Raw genomic sequence first — 18,526 nt, 5'->3', positions numbered from 1 at the left:
CACCCTTCGAGCGCCCGTCGGGCCACCTCACCCTTCGAGGGTCCTTCGGGCCACCTCAGGGTGAGGGTTGCCATTGCGGGCCGACCTCCGGCCAACTCCTAGAACTCGGCGCCGCGCACCTTCATCAGCATGTCGTTGCGCGCCTTGAAGGCCTCGTCGAACTGCCCGCTCCGCTCGGCAAAGCGCAGCGGCTTGACGGCCTCCACCAGGATCTCCTGCACGTCCGGCTGGGCCTCCAGGATGCCCATCACCTCGGCCGTGAACGCCTCCAGCGGCATCGCGTGCGGGTCGTTGGCCTGCCGCTCGCCCATCAGCCCGGTGCGGACATACGGCGGCACGAGTTCGAGCACGTCGATCCCGGTGTCCTGCAGCTGGTAGCGCAGGGCCAGCGTCCAGGCGTGGATGGCGGCCTTGGTGGCGCTGTAGGTGGGCGTCATCGCCAGCGGCAAATAAGCGAGCCCGGAGGTGACCGTCATGATCGTCGCCTTCGGCCGCGACAGGAGGTGCGGCAGCAGCGCGTCGTTCAGCCGGATCGGGCCGAGGAGGTTGGTCGCGATGGTCGCCTCGGCGGTCGCAAGCGTCGAGCCCTTCTTCAGGTTCTCGTTCTGCATGATCCCCGCCATGTGGATCACCGTGTCGAGCGCGGGATGCTCGGTGACGATACGATCGGCGAAGAGGGCGATGGACTGCGGGTCGGCGATGTCGAGCACCAGGCCAGACATGCCGGGATTGGCTGCGGTGACGTCATCCAGCACCGACTTGCGCCGACCCGCGATGATCACGGTGTTGCCGCGCTTGTGGAACGCCTCGGCGAGGCCGCGGCCGAGGCCGGTGCCGCCGCCGGTGACGAGGATGGTGTTGCCGGTCATCTGCATGGGGGATCTTCCTGTTGGAATTCGGTCGGCCTGCCGAAACGGCTTGGGCCGGAACACGGCGGAAGCTATGTTCGCCACGCGCCGAGGGAAAGTAGGCACCCGGAAGATCGATACGCACCTGAGGGAGAGTGTCAGCAATGCCAAGGAGTTCAGCTGCCCCGAGCCGTCGCGGCGCCTTCGTGGATCTGCTCCGGGCCGCACCCCTGCCGCCGCCGCCGCAGGCAAGCGATCCGGCGCTTGAAGCGCTGGTGCGCGCGATCATCGAGCGGGTGGCGGACAAGTGGACGATGCTCGCGATCGAGACGCTGGAGGAGCACGGGCGGCTGCGCTTCACCCGGCTCGGCGACCTCATCGGCGGCATCAGCCAGAAGATGCTGACCAAGACCCTCCGGCAGATGGAGGCGGACGGCCTCGTCACCCGCACCGTGCACCCCGTGGTGCCGCCGCATGTCGACTACGAACTGACCGAACTCGGACGCAGCCTCGGCGCCGCCTTCTGCGGGGTCTGGATCTGGGCCGAGGAGCACCGCGAGCGGATCGCGGCGGCGCGTGCGGCCTTCGAGGCGCGCGGCAGGGGGTGATTCGGAAGGCGGGAGACGACGGAGCCGCCTTTTCGCCCTCGGACACGGCTACGGACGCCTGCCGCCCCCTCATCCGCCTCGCTGCGCTCGGCACCTTCTCCCCGTCGGGGAGAAGAAGGGCGCTCGTCCGCCGGCGCTCCCGAACGGTTGAAAGCGGAAGGGGCCGAAACCGCGTTCGTCTCCCCATTGGGGAGAAGTCCCAGCAGGGGATGAGGGAGTGCCTCGGCGATGGGCGAGGTTTGCCCAGAAGGAGACTCGGCAGCGGGCCGGGCAACCCACAGCGCCGAACGCCGAGCTCAACCGTCGCGCCTATACTTCTCGGGCAGCAGTTCCGTGATCGGAACGCGGCGCGGACCGTCGTCCGAAGCCAGCAGGACGATGGCCGCTGGCGCATAGTCGCTGATCATTTCCCGACACATGCCGCAAGGCGACACGACGCCTGGAGCCTCGTCGGTGGCTGAGGCCTGCCTCACTGCGACGATCGCTTCGATCGCGCCGCCTTCGCCATCCGTCGCCGCGCGGCCGATCGCCACCGCCTCGGCGCAGACCGAGACCCGCCCGACATGGCACTCCAGATGAACGCCGAGATAGATCCGGCCCGAACGCGTGCGCAGGGCGCAGCCGACAGCGTGGCGACCAGGCGCGTAGCGGCTGCGGATGATCGCGCGGGCCGCGGCGACGAGATCGTCATCGGTCATCGAGTGGGCAGACATGTGGTGCTCCCGGCTGTAATCCTCGTGCCTTAGCATGGATCTTGCCTCCAGGCTGGCACGCGGCTGTGCGTGTCGCGCGAGGCCCCTTGCGCTTCGCATCGCGGCAGCGCATATCCGCGCCGCCCTCCGGAGCATCCATCCTTGGCTTTCAGCATCCATTCGTCCGGCGATCCCACCGCCGACCGCCGCGCCGACTATGCCCACATGCTGGCGGAAGCGGGTGATCCCGCCGCCGCGGCCGACCTGATGCGTCAGGCGTTGGAGCGTGCGCCTGCGTGGGCCGCCGGCTGGTTCCGCCTGGCCGAATTCGCCAGTGTCGCCGGGCTTGCGGCGGAGGCGGAAGGCGCGTGGCGCACGGTGCTCCGGCTCGACGCGGCCGATCGCTTCGGCGCCGAGCTGAAGCTCGCGCAGGCCGGTCTCGCGCCGCTGCCGGATGCGGCGCCCGCCGCCTTCGTCGCAGGCCTCTTCGACCAGTATGCCGACCGCTTCGACACCGCGCTCGTCGAGACGCTCGGCTACCGCGCGCCGGAGGCGATCTTCACCGCCCTCGGCGAGCTTGGACACCCCGCCAGGCGCTTTGCCGAAGCGCTCGACCTCGGCTGCGGCACCGGCCTGATGGGCGAGCGCCTGCGCAAGTCGGTCAGCCACCTCGCCGGCATCGACCTCTCCGCCGGCATGCTCGCCAAGGCCGGCGCCAAGGGCGTCTACGACCGGCTGAGCGCGGGCGACGTCGCCGTCGCCGAGCCGGGCGAAAGCGGCCGCTACGACCTCGTCACCGCCGCCGACGTCCTGATCTATCTCGGCGACCTCGCGCCCGCGTTCCGCCGGGTGCGCCAGGCGCTGACGGCGGATGGGCTCTTCGCCTTCACCGTCGAGGCGCACGGCGGGCCGGAGACCTTCGTCCTGCGGGACTCGCTGCGCTTCGCCCACTCGCGCGCCGGTCTCGAGGCACTGGCCGAGCGCGAAGGCTTCACTGTCCGCGTCTGCCGCGAGACGGTGCTGCGGCAGGACCGCGGCGAGGACGTCGATGGCTTCGTCGTCGTGCTCGCGCCGGCGCCGGCCGAAACGCTCCCGACCCTCCTGCCGGCCTTTGCCGATGCGACCCTGCTCGCGACGCCGCCGGCGCTCGAGGAGGCCCCCCGTCCGTCGCTTCATTGACCGCATCCCGCCTCTCGCGGGCGGCGTGCCGCAGGCTATGCTGCCCTGCGAGATCTCGAGCGCCGGCGCCGTCCGGTCCTGCGGCACAGGAGTATTCGTGACATGAGAGTGCAGCTCGGCTCGCTCGGCGACTGGACGTCGTCGGCCACCAACCACACGCCGTTGGAGGACGCGCAGGGCCTCTTCACCGGCGTCGTCATCTCGGCGCTGTCGATCGGCATCCTGCACTTCCTCGGCCTGCTCACCGGCGGCACGGCGGGCCTCGCCTTCGTCATCACCTATGCGACCGGCTGGAACTTCGGCCTCGTCTTCTTCGTGGTGAACCTGCCCTTCTACCTCCTCGCCATCGGGCGCATGGGGCTGGGCTTCACGCTGAAGACCTTCGCGGCCATCGCGCTCCTGTCGCTGATCACCGCCGTCCAGCCGCAGCTGATCACCTTCGCCTTCGTCGACCGGCTGACCGGCGCGATCCTGGCCGGCCTGCTCCTCGGCTTCGGCCTCCTCGCGCTCTTCCGCCACCGGGCGAGCCTCGGCGGCATCGGCATCCTCGCCTTCTTCTGCCAGGAGACCTTCGGCTGGCGCGCCGGCTACGTGCAGCTCGGCTTCGACATGGCGATCCTGGCACTGTCCTTCACGGTGCTGACGCCGGACAAGATCGCCTATTCGGTGCTCGGCGCCCTCGTCTACAACCTGTTCCTGGCGATCAACCACCGCACGGACCGCTACACGGCACGCTGAGGGTCCTTGGCGAGGCGCAGGCCGAGTCATACCTCTGACTCCCGTGACCGCGCACCCTGCCCTCATCGAGCCCGAGACGGCTCCCTTCGCCCTGCCCGAGCCGTTCCTGCGCTGGTTCGCGGCGAAGGGCTGGCAGCCGCGCCTGCACCAGCTCGATCTCCTCGCCCGCGTCGAGGGCGGCGCCTCGGCGCTGCTGATCGCGCCGACGGGTGCCGGCAAGACGCTGGCGGGCTTCCTCCCGGCGCTCGTCGACCTGTCGCGGCGCGGCAAGGCCAAGCCCGGCGAGCCGCAGCGCGGCGTCCACACGCTCTACATCTCGCCGCTGAAGGCGCTCGCGGTCGACATCCAGCGCAACCTCGAGACGCCGGTCGCCGAGATCGGCCTGCCGGTGACGCTGGAGACGCGCACCGGCGACACCAGCCAGGTCAAGCGCCAGCGCCAGAAGCTCAAACCCCCGGACATCCTGCTGACGACGCCCGAGCAGCTGGCGCTCCTCATCGCCGCCAAGGACGCCGAGCGCTTCTTCGCCGATCTCACCTACGTCATCTTCGACGAGCTGCACTCGCTCGTCGCCTCCAAGCGCGGGCACCTCCTGGCGCTCGGCCTCGCGCGGCTGAGGACGCTGCAGCCGGGGCTGCGCACGATCGGCCTGTCGGCGACGGTGTCGGACCCGGACGAGCTCTGCGAGTGGCTGGTGGCGCAGCGGCCGGACGCGCGCCCCAAGGCCGACCTCATCACCGTCGACGGGGGCGCCAAGCCGATCATCACCATCCTCGACTCCGAGGAGCGGGTGCCCTGGCGCGGCCACACCTCCACCTATGCGATCCCGGAGATCTACGAGACGATCAAGGCGCACCGCACGACGCTCCTTTTCGTCAACACCCGCAACCACGCCGAGCGGCTGTTCCAGGAGCTGTGGCGGGTGAACGAGGAGACGCTGCCGATCGCCCTCCACCACGGCTCGCTCGACGTCAACCAGCGCCGCAAGGTCGAGGCGGCGATGGCGGCGAACCGGTTGCGGGCCGTGGTCGCGACCTCGACGCTCGATCTCGGCATCGACTGGGGCGACGTCGACCTCGTGATCCACGTGGGCGCGCCGAAGGGCGCCTCGCGCCTCGCCCAGCGCATCGGGCGCGCCAATCACCGCATGGACGAGCCGTCGCGGGCGATCCTGGTGCCGGCCAACCGCTTCGAGGTGATGGAGTGCAAGGCGGCGCTCGACGCCAACTATCTCGGCGCGCAGGATTCGCCGCCGCTGCGGGCCGGTGCGCTCGACGTCCTCGCCCAGCACGTGCTCGGCATGGCCGTCGCCGCGCCCTTCCGGGCCGAGGCGCTCTACGAGGAGATCACCTCCGCCGCGCCCTATCGCGACCTCGACTGGGAGACCTTCGAGCAGGTCGTCGACTTCGTCGCGACCGGCGGCTACGCGCTGCGCGTCTACGAGCAGTACGCCAAGATCCGCAAGACCAGCGACGGCACCTGGCGCATCGCCAACGGCCGCATCGCCCAGCAGTACCGGCTGAATGCCGGCACCATCCTCGAGGCGCCGATGCTGGACGTGCGGATGGTGTCGAGGAAGAGTCGGAGCGGCCTGTCGCGCGGCGGGCCGGTGCTCGGCAAGCTGGAGGAGAGCTTCGTGGAGTCGCTGGAGCCCGGCGACACCTTCTTCTTCGCCGGCCAGGTGCTGCGCTTCGAGACGCTGTTCGAAAACACCTGCTTCGTCTCGAAGGCGCCCGACGCCGACGCCAAGATCCCCTCCTATGCCGGCGGCAAGTTCCCGCTGACGACCTTCCTCGCAGCCGAGGTGCGCGCGATGCTCGCCGACCCGGCCCGCTGGGGGGCGCTGCCCGACCAGGTGTCCGACTGGCTGGCGATCCAGCAGAAGAAGTCGGTCATCCCCAAGGCGGACGAGCTCCTGATCGAGACCTTCCCCAACGGCAAGCGCTTCTTCATGGTGATCTATCCCTTCGAGGGCCGGATCGCGCACCAGACGCTCGGAATGCTCCTGACGCGCCGGCTGGAGCGGGCCCGAGCGCGCCCGCTCGGCTTCGTCGCCACGGACTACGCCATCTCGATCTGGGGCCTCGGCGACATGGGCGCGATGATCGACAACGGGCTCCTGTCGCTCGACGCCCTGTTCGACGAGGACATGCTCGGCGACGACCTCGAAGGCTGGATGTCCGACTCCTGGCTGCTCAAGCGCTCCTTCCGCCAGTGCGCCGTGATCTCCGGCCTGATCGAGAAGCGCCACCCCGGGCAGGAGAAGACCGGGCGGCAGGTGACGGTGTCGTCCGACCTCATCTACGACGTCCTGCGCGTCCACGAGCCGGACCACCTGCTCCTCAAGGCGACCTGGGCGGATGCGGCGACCGGGCTCCTCGACGTCAAGCGCGTCTCCGACCTCCTCGCCCGCATCAAGCACCACATCGTGCACAGGGACCTCGATCAGGTCTCGCCGCTGGCCGTGCCGATCATGCTGGAGATCGGACGGGAGAGCGTTGCCGGCGAGGCGCGCGACGACCTGCTCGCCGAAGCGGCGGAGGCCGAGCTGATCGAGCGGGCGCTCGGATGAGGCGCCCTACCCCTACTGCGCCGCGACGTCCTCGCCATGCGCGCGGCCGGCCGCGGCAAGGATGTGCGCCTGCAGCTTTTCCTGGATCTCGGCGGTGATGCGCTGCACGTCGTCGGCGGCCGCGCGAGCCCTTGCCGCGTCGTAGGGCGTCGCCGAGATCGCCTCGCGCATGGCCGCACGGGCTGCGTTCAGCCGCGCAAGCTCGGCATGGATCTCGTCGCGGTTCATCCGCACCTCGCGCCACAGCTCCTTGCGCATCGAACGCGGATAGGAATCGATCGCGTCCGCCCCGAGCGCGGCGAGCGTGTGTCCAGGCCAGTAGCGGGCGAAGCCGAAGCCGATCGTGAAGACGTTGACGGCCAGCGACAGGACGAGGAGAGCGGGGATCAGCCAGCGCCGCATCTCAGCCGTTCCCGCCGGGTTCGAGCGCGAGGGCGCCGCCGTCCATCAGCATGAAGTCGCCCTCCGCGACGTTCATCAGCGCGTCGTTGGTCTCGCTCTGCGCCGCAATGCCGATGGCAAAGCCCGCGCCGCCGAACAGGAGGCAGAAGACCGCAAAGGCCGGAACCGCGAAGCGCGGGCCGAGATGCGCGATGACGCTGGTGGAAAGAGCGCCGCGCCGCCGTGGCGCGGCCGCCTTGGCCAGTACCGCACCGACCAGCGCCGCGTCCGACCCGGGCGCGACAGCGCTGGCACGCCGGATGAGATCGCCGAGGGCGACGTCGCGGTCGAGTCGGGCCGCCGCCGCCGCATCGCCGCCGACGAATGCATACGCTGCGCTGCGCTGGGGCTCCGGCCATCGATCGAGGTCCGGCCCGAAGCGCAGGAGGCAGTCGTCGAAAATCACACGGTCCATGTCATGCCTCCCGCCCGTCCTCGGGCGTTACCCGTTCGATGCCGTCCGCGTCCAGCCTGGCCCTCAGCGTGCGACGCGCCCGCACCAGCAACTGTTCCACACCGCCGCGGCTCAGCGCCATCGCCGCTCCGATTTCGCCATTGTCGAGCCCGGTGACGACGCTGAGCAGGAGCGCCATGCGCTGGCGGTCGGGCAGCGCCCGGATGGCGCCCCGCGCACGGCCGAGCGCGTCGCGCCCCGCCAGTTCGCGCAGCGGGTCGGGCGCATCGCTCGCCACCTCCTCCAGCGCGTCGTCCCAGCCGAAGAAGCGACGCAACGCCTGGCCGCGCCTGACGTCGATGCAGCGGTTCACCGCGATCCGGTAGAGCCAGGTACTCGGGCTCGCCAGATCAGGCCGGAAGCGGGCGGCATGCGTCCAGGCGCGCAGGAAGACGTCCTGCACCACCTCCTCCGCATCGACGGCACTGCCGAGGAAGCGCGTGGCGAAGGACCGGAGCGCGCCGCCATGCCGTGACACGAGGACGGCCAGCGCCCGCTGGTCGCCGGCGGCCATCCGCGCGAGAAGCGCCGCATCCCCGGCCGGATCGCGTGGCCCTGCCGTCGCGCCGGCGCGAGGCTCCCGCGCCTCGCTCACCGCCGTCGCCGTCGCATCACGCGCCGCCGGCATCGCGACGACCGCCTGCCACTCGAACGTGCGAGCCGCGGCGACGGCGGTCATGCGATCCGACGCTGCGGGTCGTCATGCGTGCGCTCGCAGCGATCCTCGACGAGCTCGCTCTTGCGGGCGCCGGCGCTGCGCAGGCGCAGGCCGCGCCGTGGGTGCCACAGAGTTGCCGTCCGGGCGGCATTCGACAGTCTCCCGCTGTAGCAGGACAGGAAGATCAGGATATCCGGTATCACTTCTTGCGCCGCAGGGTGCCTGCGTCCTCCACCTCCTGGCGCGACAGCACGCCGTCCCCGTCACGGTCCAACCGCGCAAAGGCCGCGCGGCCCGCCATGTATTCCGTCCGGGAGACCGACCCGTCGCCGTCGGTGTCCAGGCGCTGCAGCCGCTCGAGGCGGCGAGCGGCGACCGCCTGGACCCGCGCGGAAGCGGCTTCGGCTCGCTGGCCCGCCGCCTGCAGTTCAGCCGGATCAAGGCTGCCGTCGCCGTTGCGGTCGAGGCGATCGAACAGCCGCCCGCGCGCCGCGGCAATCTCGGTCTTGTCGAGCCGGCCGTCGTGATTGGCATCCGCCCGGTCGAACAGCTTGAGCATCGGCGTCGTCTGCGCCAGGACTGTGCCGTGTGCCGCGAGGAGGACGGCGAGGCCGACGACCGGCACGATCATGCGCTTCATCATGCTTGAAACTCCGCTGCAGGCCCTGAAAGCATCGCCTTCGCCACAGGGCCGCTTCGATCTCGTCTGCTCTGGATACGAGCCGCCCTGCGACCTCCTACGCGCCGGCGCGCCCTCCCTACGGCCGGGTGCGGGATGCGACGACGGCGACGGCTTGTGCCGAGAGACGTTTTGGATTCGATTGGAACAAAGGACGAATCACGGTGGGACCCGGCAGACCGCGCATGACCATGATGCTTCGCCGCCTGCGGCGGGTCGACTGCGAGCCGGTGGAGATCGAGCTCAACGGCGAGGCGGTGCTGTGCGATCCGGCCGGTGTCATCGTCGTGCCCGAGCACGACCTCCTGGTGGTCTCGGACCTGCATCTGGAAAAGGGCGCGGCCTTCGCGCGCCGCGGCATGCTCCTGCCGCCCTACGACACGGCGATGACGCTCGCGCTGCTCGAGAGCGCGCTGGAGCGGCACCGGCCGAAGCAGGTCATCTGCCTGGGGGACTCGTTCCACGACCGGCACGGAGCGGCGCTGATGCCGGCCGCCTTCCGCGAAACACTGACGCGGCTGATGGCCGGCCGCGACTGGACCTGGATCGCCGGCAACCACGATCCGGAGCCGCCGGCCCTCATCGGCGGCGAAACCCGGCAGGAGCGCGCGGTCGGCGGACTGGTCTTCCGTCACGAGCCGACACCGGCCCCGCGCGCCGGCGAGATCGCGGGTCACCTCCACCCGGTCGCCCGCGTCAGCGGCGGTGGCCGCTCGACCCGCGGCGCCTGCTTCGCCACCGACGGCTCGCGCCTCGTGATGCCATCCTTCGGCGTCACCACGGGTGGCCTCAACGTGCTCGACCGCGCCTTCCATGGCCTGTTCAGGCTGGAAGCGGCCAAGGCCTACGTCATCGGCACCAGCCGGATCTTCGCCATCGGCTTCGCCGCCCTCGCCCGCGGCTGAACGGCGGCGACCCGAAGGACACGTTGCGGCAGGCCGACGGCGTCAGTCGCGCTTGAAGGCGAGCCGGCCGAACCAGCCGGTGAAGATCGCGAGCGCGACGGCCAGGATGCCGTAGACGAAGCCGTTGTCCTTGGAGAACTCGAAGATCCAGTTCTCGAAGCCCGCCTTGCGCACCCACAGCGGCTCGGAGCGCTCGCGCAGGAACTCGCCGCGGCGGAACAGGAAGGCGCGCGCCAGATGCTGGCCGACCGGCAGCGCCGCCGGCAACGCGAGTTCGGCGCGAAACAGCGAGGGACTAACGAACTGCACGGCCGCCGTCGTCTCGCGGTAGAGACCCTCCTCGCCGCGCAGGCGGCGCAGCGCCGCGGCATACTGGTCGCGGTTGGGGCTCGCGGTGCCCGGCACCCGGTTGAACCCGAGCCGCAGATTGTCGATCCCGATCCCGAGCTGCTCCAGGATGCCCGAGCCCGAAATGTCGCGCAGCGCCCGTGTCGAGGCCAGCGCGTAGGACGAGGGCGCGGTCTCGAAGCTCTCCGACCCGCGGTTGATCCACAGTCCCAGCACCCGGTCCTTTTCGCGCACGACCGCCGGCCGGCGCGGGCCCTCCAGCACGACGATGATGTCGTAGCCGCCCTGCCGCAGGATCTTCTGGTCGGCGTTGTCGAGCGAGCCGAAGATGACGAGGCGCTCGCCGGCGAAGTCCGAGGTGATCGAGATGGAATCGGTCGACAGGCCGATCTCGAAGGTCTCGGGCGACTGCGCCAGCGCCGCCCGACCCGCCGCGAGGAGGGCGACGACAAGAAGCAGGCCGAACGCCATCGCCCGCATCAGTCGCTCTCCCCGCTCGGCAGGCTGATCGAGTAGAGCTCGCCGGGATAGACCACCAGCTCGACGCCGAGGCGGATGCAGACGGCCAGAACCAGAAGGGCGAGCAGCGCCCGCAGCTGGTCGCCGCGCAGCCGCCGCCCCGCGTCCGCGCCGAACTGGGCGCCGACGACGCCGCCGATCATCAGCAGGAAGGCGAGGACGATGTCGACATTGTAGTTGGTGCTGGCCTGGAGGATCGTCGTCACCGCGGCGGTGAAGATGATCTGGAAGAGCGACGTGCCGACGACCACGCTGGTCGGCACCCGCAGCAGGTAGATCAGGGCCGGCACCATGATGAAGCCGCCGCCGACGCCCATCACCGAGGCGAGGATGCCGATGAAGGCGCCGATGCCGAGGACCGGGATGACCGAAACGTAGAGCTTGGAGCGCTGGAAGCGCATCTTCAGCGGCAGCCGGTGGATCCAGCCGTGCTGGCCGGAGCGCCGCCCGACCTCGCCCGAGCCTCCGCCGCGGCGCATCGCGCTGACGCTCTCGACGAACATCAGCCCGCCGACGGTGCCGAGGAACACGACGTAAAGCAGCGACACGATGAGGTCGAGCTGGCCGATGCGACGCAGGATGGTGAACAGGAAGACGCCCAGCACCGAGCCGACGGCGCCGCCGATCAGCAGCATCAGCCCGAGCTTCAGGTCGATCGTGCCGCGGCGGTAGTGCGCCAGCGCGCCCGAGAAGGATGCGGCGATCACCTGATTGGCGCCCGTGGCCACCGCGACCGCCGGCGGGATGTTGTAGAAGATCAGCAGTGGCGTGATCAGGAACCCGCCGCCGACCCCGAACATGCCCGAGAGGAACCCGACCGCCGCACCCATCCCGACGATCACCAGGATGTTGACCGAAATCTCGGCGATGGGAAGGTAGAAGCTCACGCGGGCCCCGGGCTCATGGCTGCTGGATCACTGACTGCGAAAGACTATGCGCTCCGGGAGTTTACAGACCGGTTCATCGCGGTACGCGGCGGCGGCCCCGGGCGGGGCAACGACCTCGGCGCGAGCAGACGAAACGGCGGATGTTCGATCGCTGAAACGACGGCAGGGGCTCGGACCGTCTTGGCCTGAACCCCTTTGCCTGTCAAACCACCTTGGGCCGCGGTCGAGCTAAAATCGTCAACCGTCCTTGCGCTGCAACAGCGCGCGGATCAGCGGCTCGTCGATCGTGCCGGTGCTTGCCATGCCGGTGTCCTTCTGGAAGGCGCGGATGGCCGTCGTCGTCTTGGTGCCGACGACACCGTCCGGCGTGCCGGCATCGTAGCCGAGCTTGATCAGGATCGCCTGGATGTTGCGGATCGCGCGCTTCATGTCGACACTGCCGGTCTCGGTCGGATCCGGCTTGTCTTCCCACGCGGCCGGCACCTCGACCGAGTTCGCCTGATCGACCCGCGGCAGAGCCTGCCAGGCGTCGACTTCGGCGGTCAGGCTCTTCTGGACACTGGGCGTCAGAGACTTGGCGATCTCGTCCCGCTTCTCCGCCGCGTCCGTGTCACCCGCCTTGGCGACGATCGCGAACCACTTGAACGACTGGCGCAGGTTCTGGTCGACGCCCGCACCGCGGGCATAGAGAATGCCGAGATTGTACTGGCTGTCGCGCATGCCGTAGTCGGCAGCCCTCTCGAACCACTGCGCCGCGCTCTTCGGATCGGACACGCCCTCGACGCCGGTGGCGTAGAGGACGGCGAGGTTGTGCATCGCCCGGACGTTGCCCTGGCGCGCGGCGAGCAGGTACCAGTCGCGCGCCGCGCCGGTGTCGCGGGCCACGCCGTTGCCCTTCTCGAACTGCGCGCCGAGGCTGTACTGGGCCGGCGCGAAACTGCGCTTGGCAGACTGGGCGAACCACAGGAGGGCGTCCTGCGGACGCGGCTCGCCGCCCCGGCCTTCCAGGAGGCGCAGGCCGATCTCGAACATCGCGCGCGGGTCGCCGGAGGTCGCGGCCGACGCGAGTTCGGCGTTGGCAAAACCCTCCGGGACCGCGGGAAGCGTGTCGCCGACGCTCGCCGGCAGCCGGCTGGTCGCCTCGCCGAGCGTCGGGCCGTCCGGCGCTGCGGGGTCCGAGGCCGCCGCAGGGGCGGCCGCGGCTGCAGGCGGGACGGCCGCCGGCGCCGTCGCGGCCGGCTGTGGCGCGTCCTCGGTGGGCTCTCCGGCATCGGCGCCAGCCGGGGCCACCTGATCGGTCGGGATGGTCGGGACGAAGGGAGGCGCAGGCAGGTCCGCCACTGCAGCGGGCGCATCCGCCTCGGGCGCTTCGGCCGCGGTGATCGACGGGATGTCGGCCGGCGCCGGCATCTGCGGCGTGCTCGTGTCCTCGCCGGAGACCGTGCCGAGATCGGCCGTGCCCTCTTCGGGCGAGGAGGAGAGGAAGGCGCGACCCATCGGCAGCGCCATCAGCGCCAGCAGAACTGCGCCGACCGCCATCAGGATCGGCTTGCGGCGGTGCGAGAGACGCTCCGAGAGGCTCCGGCCGCTGCGCGGTTCGGGCTCTTGCGGATCGGTGCGCAGCGACTGCGCCTCGGCCGCTGCGGCCAATGCGGCGCGGCGGGCGGCGGCGATGAAGTCGGCCTTGCCGGCCGGCTGCGGCTCGCCCTGGCGCTCCGCTCGCACCCGCTCCAGGAGCGCGGCGACGTTGGGCGCGCCGGAGCCGGGTTCGAGCGGCTGGTTCGCCTCGTTGAGGTCGAGAATGTCGGCGACGTCGAGCGACGGCGCCTCGACCTGCTCAAGCCCAAGCGCCCTCACGCTCGGCCCCTGACCGTCCTTGACGGTCTCCGGGCGCTCCAGGAGGTCGAGGCCTGCGGCTTCGGCCGGCCCGGCATCGCGACCGGCATAGGCGGGCATCTCGACGCGCGCCCGCTCCAGCGCCTCGTCTTCCGCCGCTGCGGCCTCGAACTCGACACGGGCCTGCGCGCCCAGTTCGTCCTCGATGAGGTCGAGCCGCTCGACGATCTTCAGGAGCGTCGAGTGGACGGCCTCGAACACGTCATTGGCCCGATCGTCGGTTTCCCGGGCGAGGCGCTCCAGCGCGCGCAGGTCGTCCGACAGACGCGCGACGTGCTCGCTCTCGCGGCGGTCGCCATGCTCGAGCATGCGTGCGACGGCCTCGTCGGCCGCCGCCCGCGCCGAGGCGAGCATGCCGTCGCGACTTTCGTCCAGCTTCTGCTCGATGGCGATCAGGCGCTGCTCGAATTCGGGATCGATGTCCTGCGGACCGGCGACGGGCATGCCGCCGAGCTGCTGCGACAGCCGGGCAATCTGTGCCTCCAGCGCCTCGACGATGGAGCTGTCGACCTGCGGCGAGACGGCGGCCTCCAGCCGGGCGGCAAGCGCCGAGAGCCGGGCCTCGATCGCCGCGACGTCCGGCTGAACGCCCGCCTCGTTCTCGCCGATGAAGCCTTCGAGCCGGTCGGTGAAGGCCTGCAGCCGCTGGGTCAGCTCTTCCGCACCCGGCGCGTCGGCCAAGGCCTCGAACCGGGAGGCCAGGACGGCCACGCGCTGCGACACGGTGTCGAGCTCGCCTTCGTCGGTGATCTTGTCGACCCGCGCCGTCAGCGCCGCGATGCGCGCCTCGATCCGTTCGATCGGCGCCATGTCGAAGGCCGGCGCCTGCAGCGACAGGGCCACGATCGCCCGCGAGATTTCGTCGAGCCGGTCGTCGATGATGCCGAGCTGCTCGTCGTCGGCCACCTGCGGCTGCTCGCGCGCCAGGGCATCGATGCCGAGCGCGAGCGCATGGATGCGCTCCTCCAGCTGCGCCAGCGGCAGCGCCTCGGGCAGCCGGACGAGCGAGGCTTCGATCTGCTCCATACGCCCCGAAAGCTCGCGGATGGACGCCTCGATGTCCTTGGAGGCGAACGTGTCGCCGAGCGCACCCCAGCGCTCGTCGGCCACCAGTCGAGCCTGGTGGCCGGCCAGTTCCTCCAGCTTGCCGCGCAGCATCTCGAACTCGCCGGTGAGCATGCGCGACAGGCCCTCGCCGCCGCCGGCGGGCTCGCCGTCGAGGTAGCGCGTCTCGAACTCCGCCCAGCGCTGCTCGACGGCCCGGACCTGATCCTCGCTCGCCAGCGACTGCAGCGAATCGCGCAGGCGCACCAGCTCGCGCTTGATGTCGTGGTCGGCCTCGCTGCTGCGCTGCGCCTGGTCGGCCAGACGATGCTCGATCTCGTCCCAGCGGCGGCCCACCACGTCGAGGCTTTCCTCGCGGGCGGTGCGAGCCAGGAGATCGCGCATCTCGGTGAGCTCGGACCGCAGTGCGGCGAGCGTCGAACCCTCGGCACCATCCTGCGCCAGGCGTTCGAGCGTCTCGCTGACGCGGTGGATCTCCTGCGAGATCACCTGCGCACTTTCCCGGCTGCCGATCATCTCGCGCAGGTCGGCCAGCATCTCGCGCATGGCGCGGAAGTTCGGCTCGAAGCGCTGCGACAGCTCGCCGGACAGCTCGGCACGGAGCCGCTGCAGCTCCTCCGAGACCGACGCGACGACCGAATAGCCGGATCCGGTGGCGGTGAGCTCCTGGAGCTCTCGCGCGAGCTCACGGAAGCGACGGTCGAGCGCCTCCTGGCGCTCGGCCTCGGCCGCCGGCTGCGGCCGCTCGCGCGCCGCTTCGGCGCCGCGCGGCAAGGCCGTCATGTCCTCCGGATAGGCCGGCTGGCGCGGCGTCATGGTCAGCGGCGACGCGCTCGAACCGAGAGCGCCGTCCCGCTCCCGCAGGGCGGCAGACGGATCATGACGGACTGAGGCTGCGGCGGGCGCCAGGGCGGCATCTTGCCGCGCCCGGCGTTGCGGCGACAGCAAGGCCAGCCTCGCCTCGAGATCCTCCAGCGTCCGGCTGAGCGTGGACAGCGAGGAGGTCTCGGTCTCGCGTCCCGGCTCGGTCCAAAACTGCTGGGAAGTCTTGGCTGAAGGGGCCATAAGCGCGGTCCTCGGAGCTTCTGGGCGACCCGCCCGTTGTGGGTCATCTGGTCACGACACTCGTCCCGCAGTTGCAAACGGATGGTTAACGAGCACGTGTCTCGTTCAGGATTTAGTAAGGCAAGACGGAGCGAGGCTGGATTGCGAAGCGGCGCGGCGTCTTGTAAGCGGCGCGCTCATCTCGATATTGCGGCGCGGCGGTCCTGCCCCTCCCCGACATCACCGCAGTTCGCCAAAAATAAGAAGAACGGAGCTGATGGGATGACCCAACTCGACCGTATCGAGGATTCGAGCGCTGCCTTGACGCTGGACGTCGACTTCCTGCTCGGCCTGCGCGAGGACCCGGAGCCGGAGCAGGCGGTCTTCAGGATCGGCGACCTCGCGAAGGAGTTCGGCGTGACGCTGCGCACGCTGCGCTTCTACGAGGATCGCGGGCTCCTCAAGCCCGAGCGCCGCGGCACCACGCGGCTGTATTCGCGCGCCGACCGGGCGCGGCTGCGCCTCATTCTCCTCGCCAAGACGCTCGGCTTCTCGCTCACCGAGGCCAAGCAGCTGATCGAGGTCTACCACCAGCCGAACGGCAAGCGGATCGCACTCGACGTCGCGCTCGAGCGCTTCGAGGAGCAGCAGCAGGTGCTGCGCGACCAGCAGGCCGAGATTGAGGCCTCGCTTCAGGCGATGGAGGTGACGGTAGACCACATCCGGCGGCGGATGGCGGAAGCCGACGTCTGAGACCGGCGCCGCAGCGGCCGCGACGACGCAGAGCCGTTGACGCTGCCGCTCAGGACTTGCGCCGCGACGAGTTGCGCCCGATCGTGTCGGCGACCCTCGCCCCCCGCGCGCCGAGGGGCTTTTCCGGCGCGTCCGTGGTGTCGAGCGCGGTCTGGTGCTCCATCTCGGCGTTCACCTCGGCGCCGATGATGAAGATCAGCGACGAGATCCACACCCACATCATGAAGCCGACCACCGCGCCCAGGGAGCCATAGGTCGCGTTGTAGTTGGCGAAATTGCCGAGATACCAGGTGAAGCCGGCCGACACGACCAGCCAGACCAGCGTCGTCATGATCGCGCCGAGGATCACCCAGCTCCACCGCGCCCGGTTGCGGCTCGGGCCGAAGCGGTAGACGAAGGCGATGGCGCCGACGATCAGGGCGAAGGCGACCGGCCAGCGCATCGCGGCGATCAGCCAGTCGGTCAGACTCTGCAGCCCGAGCAGGTTCATCACGATCGGCACGACGCCGATGATGGCGATCATGAAGATGCCGAGCAGGACCGCTCCCAGCGTGAAGCAGAAGGCGACGGCGTTGAGCTTGAGAAAGCTGCGCTCCTCCTGCTCGCCATAGGCGACGTTCATCGCCTCGAACAGCGTCTTGATGCCGTTGTTGGCGCTCCACAGCGAGAACAGGAGGCCGGTGAGGAAGCCGAGCGAGAGAGACGCCGGGTCCTGGCTGGTCAGCGTCTCGAGCTGGCCCTGCAGGAGTTCAGTGCCGGCCGGCGGCAGGAACTGGCCGATGAAGGCGATATGGTCGCGGATGGTGACGGGATCCGAGACGAAGCCGTAGAGCGACACGAAGACGGCAAGGGCGGGAAACAGCGCCAGGAGGAGATAGAAGGTCGCGCCGGCCGCGATCAGCATCACCCGATCCTCGAAGAAGGACAGGTAGATCCGGTAGAGGATGTCCTTCCAGCCCTTCCACGGAATCTGCGACGGGAGCGCCGCGTCGCGGCCGCGCCCCGGCTCGCTCGCCCGCCGCCGCGTCTCCTCCGTCGAATTCGGCGCGAATCTGAGACTCATGGAGCTCCGTCGGTTGCAGACGCCGCACTCCCGGCGTTTCCCGACAATGACATGTTTTCGTCAAGGTTCCGAGAGGCTCGAGGATCGACGACCCGACGGCCGGGCGCATGCTGGACTCGCGCCCGGCCCTGTCCTAGAAGCGAACTCTCAAAGGACTTAATTCCTTCCACCCGCACGACCGAGTGTGCCGATGTTCTCCCACGAACGGGTCTGGGCCGCGATCGATGCCATTGCGGCGCGTCACAAGATGACGCCCTCGGGTCTCGCGCGCCGGGCCGGGCTCGATCCGACCACGTTCAACAAGTCGAAGCGGCTGGCCGGCGACGGGCGCCCCCGCTGGCCGTCGACGGAATCGATCGCCAAGGTCATGCAGGCGACGGGGACCAGCGTCGAGGAGTTCACCGGCTTCGTCACCGGCGGTGCTGCGAGCGGTGTCGGCAAGTCGCCAACGGTGCCGGCTCTCGGCGTGCCGCTGCTCGGCTTCGCGGAGGCAGGCGGCGGCGGCTTTTTCGACGACGCCGGCTTCCCCGCCGGTCAGGGCTGGGACGAGATCGCGCTGCCCTCCCCGTCCGCGGACGAACCCGTCTACGCGCTCGAGGTTTCGGGGGAGTCGATGATGCCCCTCTATCGCGACGGCGACGTCATCATCGTCTCGCCGAGTGCGGCCGTGCGGCGGGGCGACCGTGTGGTCGTGCGCACCCGCGCCGGCGAGGTGATGGCCAAGGTCCTGCAGCGCCGCACCGCGCGCACCATCGACCTCGCCTCGCTCAATCCGGCCTACCCGGACCGCCAGTTCCGGGTCGACGAGATCGAGTGGATCGCCCGCATTCTCTGGGCGAGCCAATAGCGGCGAGCCGCTCGCCTGCTCGCGGGGCCTGTCGGCCGAACCGGTGAGCGTTCTTGTTCAAACGCGAACGCCGGGACCGAGCATGCGGCTCGGACCCGGCGTTCGTGACACGTCCTGCAGTGCGGGACGACCGGAGGTCGTCCGCCGGCTGCCGGCTGGCTCAGAACTCCTCCCAGCCATCCTCGGAGGCAGCGACCTTCGGTGCGGCGCCGCCGGTGCCGACCGTCTTCAGCTGCGCCACCGGGCGCGGCGCGGCGGCACGAGCCGCCGGACGCGCGGCGCTCGGCCGGCTCGCGGCGCGGCGCGCCTGCTGCTGGTGGCCGCTCGAGG

Annotated in this window: 18 protein-coding genes; 7 read left to right on the top strand and 11 right to left on the bottom strand. The window is 70.3% G+C overall.

All coding sequences use genetic code 11. The annotated features are described in order from the left end of the window. Positions 1-98: 98 nt before the first annotated feature. Positions 99-875 carry an SDR family oxidoreductase gene (locus NPA30_RS18670; RefSeq protein WP_256804323.1) on the bottom strand — a complete coding sequence of 259 codons (777 nt, stop codon included), beginning with the start codon at positions 873-875 and terminating at the stop codon, positions 99-101. Positions 876-1,060: 185 nt separating this feature from the next. On the opposite strand from NPA30_RS18670, the gene NPA30_RS18665 reads away from it, so the two are divergent. After that, a complete protein-coding gene (locus tag NPA30_RS18665) occupies positions 1,061-1,456 on the top strand; it encodes a winged helix-turn-helix transcriptional regulator (protein WP_306229015.1) in 396 nt (131 codons plus the stop codon). Between the two features lie 296 nt (positions 1,457-1,752). Here the strand turns inward: NPA30_RS18665 and NPA30_RS18660 are convergent, their stop codons facing one another. Beyond that, complete coding sequence (locus NPA30_RS18660) at positions 1,753-2,169, bottom strand: cytidine deaminase (protein ID WP_256804320.1); 417 nt, start codon at positions 2,167-2,169, stop codon at positions 1,753-1,755. A gap of 141 nt (positions 2,170-2,310) precedes the next feature. Between NPA30_RS18660 and NPA30_RS18655 the strand changes: the two genes are divergently transcribed. From NPA30_RS18655 to NPA30_RS18645, 3 genes are all read left to right on the top strand, one after another. Further along, the gene (locus NPA30_RS18655; RefSeq protein ID WP_256804319.1) at positions 2,311-3,327 is read left to right on the top strand and encodes a class I SAM-dependent DNA methyltransferase; all 1,017 of its coding nucleotides are present in this window, start codon (positions 2,311-2,313) and stop codon (positions 3,325-3,327) included. A gap of 102 nt (positions 3,328-3,429) precedes the next feature. Further along, positions 3,430-4,065, top strand: coding sequence for a YitT family protein (locus NPA30_RS18650; RefSeq protein WP_256804318.1), 636 nt, complete (start codon positions 3,430-3,432; stop codon positions 4,063-4,065). A 43-nt stretch (positions 4,066-4,108) separates the two neighbouring features. After that, a complete protein-coding gene (locus NPA30_RS18645; protein ID WP_256804317.1) occupies positions 4,109-6,637 on the top strand; it encodes a ligase-associated DNA damage response DEXH box helicase in 2,529 nt (842 codons plus the stop codon). Between the two features lie 12 nt (positions 6,638-6,649). Here NPA30_RS18645 and NPA30_RS18640 read toward each other — a convergent pair whose 3' ends face one another. The 5 genes from NPA30_RS18640 to NPA30_RS18620 are packed head-to-tail and all read right to left on the bottom strand — an operon-like array spanning position 6,650 to position 8,833. After that, positions 6,650-7,039 carry a periplasmic heavy metal sensor gene (locus tag NPA30_RS18640; RefSeq protein ID WP_256804316.1) on the bottom strand — a complete coding sequence of 130 codons (390 nt, stop codon included), beginning with the start codon at positions 7,037-7,039 and terminating at the stop codon, positions 6,650-6,652. 1 nt (position 7,040) lies between these two features. Further along, complete coding sequence (locus NPA30_RS18635) at positions 7,041-7,493, bottom strand: hypothetical protein (RefSeq protein WP_256804315.1); 453 nt, start codon at positions 7,491-7,493, stop codon at positions 7,041-7,043. Position 7,494: 1 nt separating this feature from the next. Next, positions 7,495-8,211 (bottom strand): RNA polymerase sigma factor, encoded by a 717-nt coding sequence (locus NPA30_RS18630; RefSeq protein ID WP_256804314.1) that lies wholly within the window; start codon positions 8,209-8,211, stop codon positions 7,495-7,497. Beyond that, on the bottom strand, positions 8,208-8,393 hold the full coding sequence (locus NPA30_RS18625) for a hypothetical protein (RefSeq protein ID WP_256804313.1): 186 nt from the start codon (positions 8,391-8,393) through the stop codon (positions 8,208-8,210). The genes NPA30_RS18630 and NPA30_RS18625 overlap by 4 nt, the downstream gene beginning before the upstream one ends. After that, a complete protein-coding gene (locus NPA30_RS18620; RefSeq protein WP_256804312.1) occupies positions 8,390-8,833 on the bottom strand; it encodes an EF-hand domain-containing protein in 444 nt (147 codons plus the stop codon). The genes NPA30_RS18625 and NPA30_RS18620 overlap by 4 nt, the downstream gene beginning before the upstream one ends. Positions 8,834-9,054: 221 nt before the next feature. Between NPA30_RS18620 and pdeM the strand changes: the two genes are divergently transcribed. Continuing rightward, positions 9,055-9,774, top strand: a complete 720-nt coding sequence (pdeM, locus tag NPA30_RS18615) for a ligase-associated DNA damage response endonuclease PdeM (protein WP_256804311.1) — start codon at positions 9,055-9,057, stop codon at positions 9,772-9,774. A 42-nt stretch (positions 9,775-9,816) separates the two neighbouring features. On the opposite strand, the gene NPA30_RS18610 is transcribed toward pdeM, so the two are convergent. From NPA30_RS18610 to NPA30_RS18600, 3 genes are all read right to left on the bottom strand, one after another. Beyond that, positions 9,817-10,602, bottom strand: a complete 786-nt coding sequence (locus NPA30_RS18610) for a TIGR02186 family protein (protein ID WP_256804310.1) — start codon at positions 10,600-10,602, stop codon at positions 9,817-9,819. Continuing rightward, on the bottom strand, positions 10,602-11,528 hold the full coding sequence (locus tag NPA30_RS18605; RefSeq protein ID WP_256804309.1) for a sulfite exporter TauE/SafE family protein: 927 nt from the start codon (positions 11,526-11,528) through the stop codon (positions 10,602-10,604). Before NPA30_RS18605 ends, NPA30_RS18610 begins: the two co-directional genes overlap by 1 nt. Before the next feature lie 237 nt (positions 11,529-11,765). Continuing rightward, on the bottom strand, positions 11,766-15,554 hold the full coding sequence (locus tag NPA30_RS18600) for a peptidoglycan-binding protein (RefSeq protein WP_256804308.1): 3,789 nt from the start codon (positions 15,552-15,554) through the stop codon (positions 11,766-11,768). 261 nt (positions 15,555-15,815) lie between these two features. Here NPA30_RS18600 and NPA30_RS18595 point away from each other — a divergent pair, with 261 nt between their 5' ends. Beyond that, a complete protein-coding gene (locus NPA30_RS18595; protein WP_256804307.1) occupies positions 15,816-16,286 on the top strand; it encodes a MerR family transcriptional regulator in 471 nt (156 codons plus the stop codon). A gap of 49 nt (positions 16,287-16,335) precedes the next feature. On the opposite strand, the gene NPA30_RS18590 is transcribed toward NPA30_RS18595, so the two are convergent. Next, on the bottom strand, positions 16,336-17,349 hold the full coding sequence (locus NPA30_RS18590) for a YihY/virulence factor BrkB family protein (protein WP_256804306.1): 1,014 nt from the start codon (positions 17,347-17,349) through the stop codon (positions 16,336-16,338). A 190-nt stretch (positions 17,350-17,539) separates the two neighbouring features. Here NPA30_RS18590 and NPA30_RS18585 point away from each other — a divergent pair, with 190 nt between their 5' ends. Continuing rightward, on the top strand, positions 17,540-18,196 hold the full coding sequence (locus tag NPA30_RS18585) for a helix-turn-helix transcriptional regulator (protein ID WP_256804304.1): 657 nt from the start codon (positions 17,540-17,542) through the stop codon (positions 18,194-18,196). Positions 18,197-18,526: the final 330 nt, after the last annotated feature.

Origin of the sequence: Mangrovibrevibacter kandeliae, from assembly GCF_024519155.1 — a bacterium.
Classification (GTDB): domain Bacteria; phylum Pseudomonadota; class Alphaproteobacteria; order Rhizobiales; family Rhizobiaceae; genus Mangrovibrevibacter; species Mangrovibrevibacter kandeliae.
This window is presented reverse-complemented; position numbering and strand designations above follow the sequence as displayed.

Excerpts from the sequence above, each read along its gene's own strand:
- NPA30_RS18650 (WP_256804318.1), top strand. The coding sequence starts at position 3,430 with ATGAGAGTGCAGCTCGGCTCGCTCGGCGACTGGACGTCGTCGGCCACC.
- NPA30_RS18635 (WP_256804315.1), bottom strand. The coding sequence starts at position 7,493 with ATGGACCGTGTGATTTTCGACGACTGCCTCCTGCGCTTCGGGCCGGAC.
- NPA30_RS18600 (WP_256804308.1), bottom strand. The coding sequence starts at position 15,554 with ATGGCCCCTTCAGCCAAGACTTCCCAGCAGTTTTGGACCGAGCCGGGA.
- NPA30_RS18630 (WP_256804314.1), bottom strand. The coding sequence starts at position 8,211 with ATGACCGCCGTCGCCGCGGCTCGCACGTTCGAGTGGCAGGCGGTCGTC.
- NPA30_RS18670 (WP_256804323.1), bottom strand. The coding sequence starts at position 875 with ATGCAGATGACCGGCAACACCATCCTCGTCACCGGCGGCGGCACCGGC.
- NPA30_RS18610 (WP_256804310.1), bottom strand. The coding sequence starts at position 10,602 with ATGCGGGCGATGGCGTTCGGCCTGCTTCTTGTCGTCGCCCTCCTCGCG.
- NPA30_RS18590 (WP_256804306.1), bottom strand. The coding sequence starts at position 17,349 with ATGAGTCTCAGATTCGCGCCGAATTCGACGGAGGAGACGCGGCGGCGG.
- pdeM (WP_256804311.1), top strand. The coding sequence starts at position 9,055 with ATGACCATGATGCTTCGCCGCCTGCGGCGGGTCGACTGCGAGCCGGTG.
- NPA30_RS18585 (WP_256804304.1), top strand. The coding sequence starts at position 17,540 with ATGTTCTCCCACGAACGGGTCTGGGCCGCGATCGATGCCATTGCGGCG.
- NPA30_RS18640 (WP_256804316.1), bottom strand. The coding sequence starts at position 7,039 with ATGCGGCGCTGGCTGATCCCCGCTCTCCTCGTCCTGTCGCTGGCCGTC.
- NPA30_RS18620 (WP_256804312.1), bottom strand. The coding sequence starts at position 8,833 with ATGATGAAGCGCATGATCGTGCCGGTCGTCGGCCTCGCCGTCCTCCTC.
- NPA30_RS18595 (WP_256804307.1), top strand. The coding sequence starts at position 15,816 with ATGACCCAACTCGACCGTATCGAGGATTCGAGCGCTGCCTTGACGCTG.
- NPA30_RS18660 (WP_256804320.1), bottom strand. The coding sequence starts at position 2,169 with ATGTCTGCCCACTCGATGACCGATGACGATCTCGTCGCCGCGGCCCGC.